Genomic DNA, 6,118 nt, shown 5'->3' with positions numbered 1-6,118 from the left:
GGTAGAGCAGGTTTGCGAATAAGAGGATGGACTTGTGCTGAGTGTGGCACATGGCATGATAGAGATACCAATGCTGCTAAGAACATCCTTGCGGTCGGGCTTGACCGTCTAGCTGTAGGAATCCCCTCGGTTTAGCGAGCATAGGTATCTACACAAGTTTTCTAGCCGCCTCAGCAAAGTATTCTAGTTCATCAGGGGAGTAATGGTTAACGAGCTCGTTAAAGTTAAGCCATTGGAACAAACCAGCCATTACCGCAGGGGCAGTGATGGGTTTACTGCGTTTCATTTGCCGACCTGACAGACGTACTAAAAACAGAACAAACTCTCGCGATTGTTTATCTGATGCTTGCATAAGTCGCCACACTAACGTACAAGCTTGTGATGCAATCAATAAGCGTTTAAAAAAGGCATCCCCACTTTGCTGTAACCACTGCTCTAAATGCTGACCTGCACTTTTAAGCAATTTAAAATACGACTCGATCTGCCAGCGCCAGTAATACCATTGACTCACCTCACCTGCAGGCACTTCATCGCCTTGCAGGTTGGTGAGTAGATACCAAGTGGCTAATAGCTTATCTTTTTTATCATAAATCCGGCTAACAACAAGCACTAGCGAGGTGGGCTCACCCTTGATAGGCGTCACTCTTTTGCCTGTATTAGGATCAATTGCCTTAGGTTTGGCAGGACGTGTTAAAACAACATTGGCACTAGCTATGTACTGATGGGCAAGTCTGCCCTTATAACTTACTTGACGTTCATATTTAAAGTCGAGTTGTTCCGCTATCTGACTAGAGCGCTGAGATTTGCCTTTATAACTAAGGTAAGAGCCTGCTTTGGATCTGATGATAAAGTGATGGTTACCTTCCTCCCACTGACGCATATGAAACGCTGAATCGGCTTCTCTATCAATAATATGAACCAAGGGCTTATCAAATCCCTGCTGGTCTAAATACTCAATACGATCCGTTAATTCATTGAGGTGGGTTTGTTTGGTAGGCGTCTTCTGATAGCTGCTATGTACGCTATTTGCTGTAATGAGGTTTTGAGCCGGTGTGGCGATTGGGCTACCATTGATGTCACTTACTAGGATACTTGATTGCAGTTCATATCCAACATCTGTTTTATGACTCATTGCATAGGTATCTGTCTTATTGCTATGAGTTAAAGCTATCCGCGACCAGTCATGCATCACAAGTCCATAGCGTTTGCACTCCTCCCGACATCCTTGTAAGCTATTTTCAAGTAACGGCTTACTAAGCTCTTGATAGCTAATAGTGTCATTGTGAACAAATCGCCATAAAGCTTGGGTTTGAGCTAAACTACTTTGTGTATTAATACTGGCTTTCATACCCGCTTGTACTTTACTATTTGGATGAGTGTGATTGTGTACGAGTTGTTGATATCGTTTGATGAGCCTCGTATCTAGCTCCATTTTATCTATGCCATACTGGAAGATTCTATCATTCTTTTTTGCTCTTTTTAAGTTGTGTAGATACCTATGCCCTGAAGTGGGTGGTTTTACGGCGACTGGTGATAAAAAAAGAGGTCAACCTTGGGCTAACCTCTTTTTTGCAATACCACAATAAAGTTACAACGATTATATCAATAAGATATTATCAAAACCTAGCCTTCCGCGTATTCAACACCACGTTGGCCATGTTTTTCGACCACTGTCAGCAGGATACGGCTACCTTCAGCAGCAGCTTTATCATCACTATCAAGTGGACTTTCAAAGGGCTCATCATTCAAGGTAACATGAACTACTCCGCCTTCTGACAAGTCACCAAACAATACCATATTGGCCAGTGGTTTTTTGATTTCATTTTGAATCAAACGCTGCATTGGGCGAGCCCCCATCAGACGGTCATAACCTTTTTCTGCTAAGTACTCACGAACCGCGTCGTCAATCTCTAACACCACTTGCTTATCATCCAGCTGAGCTTGAAGCTCCACTAAGAACTTATCCACCACTGAAATAACAATGGACGGATCTAGAGGGTTAAACTGAATAATCGCATCCAAGCGGTTACGGAATTCAGGAGTAAACACTCTATTTAATGCCTCTGTGTTGTCTTTACTGTGGTCCTGCTTAGTAAAGCCCATAGAAGCACGGCTAATGTTTTCCGCCCCAACGTTGGTGGTCATAATCAAGATAACTTGCTTAAAGCTGGCAACGCGGCCGTTATTATCTGTAAGCGACCCGTGATCCATCACTTGTAGTAACAAGTTAAAGACATCTGGATGAGCCTTCTCAATCTCATCAAGCAATAACACACAATGCGGATGCTGATTGATTTTTTCGGTTAATAAACCGCCTTGATCAAAGCCAACGTAACCTGGAGGAGCACCAATTAGGCGTGATGCAGTATGCGCTTCCATATACTCTGACATATCAAAGCGAACCAGCTCAATACCCATCAAGTTAGCCAACTGCTTAGAAACTTCCGTTTTACCCACCCCGGTTGGACCGGCAAACATGAAGGATCCAATCGGTTTGTCCGAAGCCTTAAGCCCTGCTCTTGATAACTTAATAGCGTCAGATAAGGTCTTAATGGCTTCGTCTTGACCAAACACCAAGCGGTTTAAGTCACGTTCTAGATGCTGTAATAATGACTTATCATCATTAGACACAGACTTAGGTGGAATACGAGCCAATTTAGAGATAATCGCTTCGATATCTTCTACATCAATGACCGTCGGTGCAGGCGAAGTTTTCTTCGACTCTTCGCTTTCCGATTCTTCACTACTATCTGAGTCCTCTGAGGTTTCAGTCTCTACTGACTCCTCTTTATGAAGATTAGATTCTAATTCCTGAGCCAAACTACGCTCATCTGCTTCATTTTCAGCTTCAATGTCAGACTCAAAATCCAAGCTATCAGTATTGTTAAGCTCATCAATTAGCTGATTTTGATCTTCTACTTGATACGCTTCTGGCGTAATACCTAAACGCTTATAGGCACCCGCCTCATCAATCACATCAATGGCTTTATCGGGCAAAAAGCGTTCATGAATATGTTTAGCAGATAGCTTAACCGCGCTTACTAGAGCAGCATCGGTATATTCCACATTATGGAACTCTTCATAACGTGGTTTTAAACCGCGTAGAATTTCGATGCTATCGTCAATGCTCGGCTCATTCACATCAATCTTCTGGAAACGACGTGATAAGGCATGGTCTTTTTCAAAGACTTGGCGATACTCTGTAAAGGTAGTAGAACCGATACATCTTAACTCACCATTGGCCAACGCCGGTTTAATCAAGTTAGACACATCCATATTGCTGCTCATTGAAGACCCTGCCCCAATAATCATATGGATTTCATCAATGAATAAAATAGCATTTGGCTTGGCTTTTAAAGCATCAAGAAGCGCTTTCATACGCTTTTCAAAGTCGCCACGATATTTAGTACCGGCTATTAAAGAGCCTATATCTAGACTATAAATAACGCAGCCTTGTAGCGGCTTAGGCGCCTTGTTATTAATGATCAACCAAGCTAAGCCTTCAGCAATTGAGGTTTTACCCACCCCAGGATCGCCCACTAATAAGGGGTTATTTTTACGGCGACGACATAATACTTGGGCGGTACGCTCAATTTCACTACTGCGGCCAATTAATGGATCTGTTTTACCTTCTGCCGCTCTTTTATTTAAGTTCTGAGCGAATTCAGTCAGAGGATCTTTTTTTAGTCTAGCCCCTTTGCCTTCTCCCGCTTCAGACTCAGGGCCTGAGTCTCGAGTCTCATCCCCCTCATTGCCATGAGATAAGTACTGAGTTAACTCAAGGCGACTTACGCCCTGTTTTTTCAGTAAATATACTGCATAAGTATCATGTTCTGAGAACATAGATACTAGGATATCTGATCCTTGTACCAATCTACCTGAACCAATAGATTGCACATGGAAGATAGCACGCTGTAAGATGCGGTCAAAACTTTGAGTGGCCTGAGGCGTTTGCTCTAAGTCAGCATCTAAGGTAGGCGTGTGTTTTTCGATATAAGCTTCAAGATCTGAGCGTAAGCTTGCAATATCCGCCCCGCAAGCCTTTAAGGTTGTGGCAGCATTATTGTTTTCTAACAATGCAAGCAATAAGTGCTCAACTGTTAGATACTCGTGTGACTTTTGTCGAGCCAACGTCATGGCTAGACGCAAGGAAACTTCGAGATGACGACTTAACATAGAGGTATCCTGTCAATATTGTAATTTTTCATTTGCTAAGATCTTTATAAGAATTTTTTAAAAGCCAATTAACTATAACAAGTTAACAAGGCGTTTGGGTAGTTTATGAATATGATATTGTTTATATCACAGTTTTTTTGTAACTTAGATCTTAGCCACATGTTAAGTAAATAGGGTTGAACACCCTAAATATCAAGTCGTATTAGTAGCGATATTGGCCAAGGATACTCAAAACAAACAAAGATTTAGGTCTTTATTTCAATGAGTTATTGAGGATTTAAGCGAGGTGAAGGTCTGAAGAAGCAGGCTTTAGAAAAGATTATTATTTATGATGAAAGCTATAAAATTAACTTTGATGAGGCTCAATCTGGGTTAATAAAGGATACCCTTCCTTGCGAGCGGTTTGATTGACTTTTTTGGCTTTGGTTTCCGCAATATCCTTTGGATAAATACCGGCAATGCCACGGCCTTGATTATGAATATTTAGCATAATCTCAACCGCTCTAGGGGTTTCATGACGAAATTCAGACTGAAGAATATAGACCACAAATTCCATGGGGGTATAGTCGTCATTATACATAACCACGGCGTACATAGGCGGCTCAGCAAGCTCAGGATCAGCCACCATAACCTCTACTTCGGCATCTTCTTCCCCTTCCTCATCTATCAATTTAGAGGGTAGCGTTTTTACAGGATGCAAAATAGGCAGAGTGGCAGGATGATGCCAATCTGCTGAACTATGCGGATTTTGCTGAGAGATGTTGGTGATGTCAGTACTTTTATTCATAATACTCTATTAGGTAAAAAGTTTGGTTCAATCAACAATAGTAACTATGAGTTATTCTGTATTACCTTTACCCTCTTTGACAGGGCGTTGATCGGTTTCTGGAACCTCTGACAAAGAAAGTGGCATCTTCTCTACTGGACTAGATAATTGCCAATTATAAATTTGCTCAACTTCTTGTCCATTAGATTCAAGAGTTAATTTAGCCTGCTTGGGTCTGAATCCTTTTGGCATCACAAAGCGACCTCTGATACGAGCAACACCTTTAATATCATAAGTACTTGGCTCTAGAGGGACATCAACTAAGTTGTCTTCATCCAATAAAGTTAAAGTTGGTTTTAGGCGATGTTGATTCCCATCTTTGGCCAACATGGCCACATCAAAGCGATACTCAAAGGCATTCTCTGGTAAGGGCTCCATCATCGCCCCTATCACTTGTAACGGTAAACCACCTTGCTCTACCACCCTATCAGCATAGACTTCATTTAACTGAATCAGTTGTAAGTTCTTTATCTCTAACTCTTGAATATCTTGACGCATTTGTCCTAAATTATTAAGACTAATATCACGTTCTTGTTTTGCCGTATTTAATTGGCTGGTTAACGTTTGAACGTTTTGTTTAAGTTTTTTGATATCTTCAGCAGATAGTTGCTGTGCATCACCTTTTAGTTTCGTATCATTTTGCGATGCCTGATAGCCTCGATAATAACCAAATTTATGGCCAAAGGCAGTAGCTATAACGCCAGTCAATAATACTGCGCTCGCAAATAATACCAATATCAGCGGGCTCATCACAGCTTGAGATGATCGCTTCACATTTTTCGCAGTGGATTTGCTGATTTCGGTGGACATGTATTCTAGACTCGTATCTTGTGAATCGGCAATTAGTTAAGCCGCCATGTTCTAAGGCAGATTTAAGGCAAGGTATTATACCTAAATCTCCAACTAATAACTAACAACAGATTAACTTCAATGTAATGTTTATGTCGTAGATTATTTATAACAACTTAAATAAACAAGCGTATCGTAATATACAGCAACAATTAAAACTTTAATTTTATTGACCTCCTCCCCTCGCTAAACCGAGGGGATTCCTACAGCTAGACGGTCAAGCCCGACCGCGAGGATGTTCTTAGCAGCATTGATATCTCTATCATG

Annotated in this window: 5 protein-coding genes and 1 pseudogene; 1 reads left to right on the top strand and 5 read right to left on the bottom strand. The window is 41.4% G+C overall.

Annotated elements, in window-relative coordinates; translation table 11 throughout:
* Positions 1-135: zinc ribbon domain-containing protein (locus A1019T_RS09400; RefSeq protein ID WP_143514102.1), on the top strand; the 135-nt coding region annotated here is incomplete at its 5' end.
* 13 nt (positions 136-148) lie between these two features.
* On the opposite strand, the gene A1019T_RS09395 is transcribed toward A1019T_RS09400, so the two are convergent.
* The 5 genes and pseudogenes from A1019T_RS09395 to A1019T_RS13705 all read right to left on the bottom strand — a co-directional run.
* Positions 149-1,432, bottom strand: a complete 1,284-nt coding sequence (locus A1019T_RS09395) for a transposase (RefSeq protein ID WP_077451425.1) — start codon at positions 1,430-1,432, stop codon at positions 149-151.
* A gap of 191 nt (positions 1,433-1,623) precedes the next feature.
* A complete protein-coding gene (locus A1019T_RS09390; protein WP_077451424.1) occupies positions 1,624-4,176 on the bottom strand; it encodes an AAA family ATPase in 2,553 nt (850 codons plus the stop codon).
* 346 nt (positions 4,177-4,522) lie between these two features.
* A complete protein-coding gene (locus tag A1019T_RS09385) occupies positions 4,523-4,963 on the bottom strand; it encodes an ATP-dependent Clp protease adaptor ClpS (RefSeq protein WP_077451423.1) in 441 nt (146 codons plus the stop codon).
* A 51-nt stretch (positions 4,964-5,014) separates the two neighbouring features.
* Positions 5,015-5,812 carry a hypothetical protein gene (locus tag A1019T_RS09380; RefSeq protein WP_077451422.1) on the bottom strand — a complete coding sequence of 266 codons (798 nt, stop codon included), beginning with the start codon at positions 5,810-5,812 and terminating at the stop codon, positions 5,015-5,017.
* 225 nt (positions 5,813-6,037) lie between these two features.
* Positions 6,038-6,118: pseudogene (locus tag A1019T_RS13705) on the bottom strand (RNA-guided endonuclease TnpB family protein); the annotation flags it as partial.

The organism is Psychrobacter piechaudii (genome assembly GCF_900162825.1).
Lineage (GTDB): Bacteria > Pseudomonadota > Gammaproteobacteria > Pseudomonadales > Moraxellaceae > Psychrobacter > Psychrobacter piechaudii.
Note: the sequence above shows the minus strand (reverse complement) of the source record. Positions and strands in the feature narration are given on the sequence as shown.

Coding starts and splice junctions, on each gene's coding strand:
- A1019T_RS09395 (WP_077451425.1), bottom strand. CDS start 1,432: ATGGAGCTAGATACGAGGCTCATCAAACGATATCAACAACTCGTACAC.
- A1019T_RS09390 (WP_077451424.1), bottom strand. CDS start 4,176: ATGTTAAGTCGTCATCTCGAAGTTTCCTTGCGTCTAGCCATGACGTTG.
- A1019T_RS09385 (WP_077451423.1), bottom strand. CDS start 4,963: ATGAATAAAAGTACTGACATCACCAACATCTCTCAGCAAAATCCGCAT.
- A1019T_RS09380 (WP_077451422.1), bottom strand. CDS start 5,812: ATGTCCACCGAAATCAGCAAATCCACTGCGAAAAATGTGAAGCGATCA.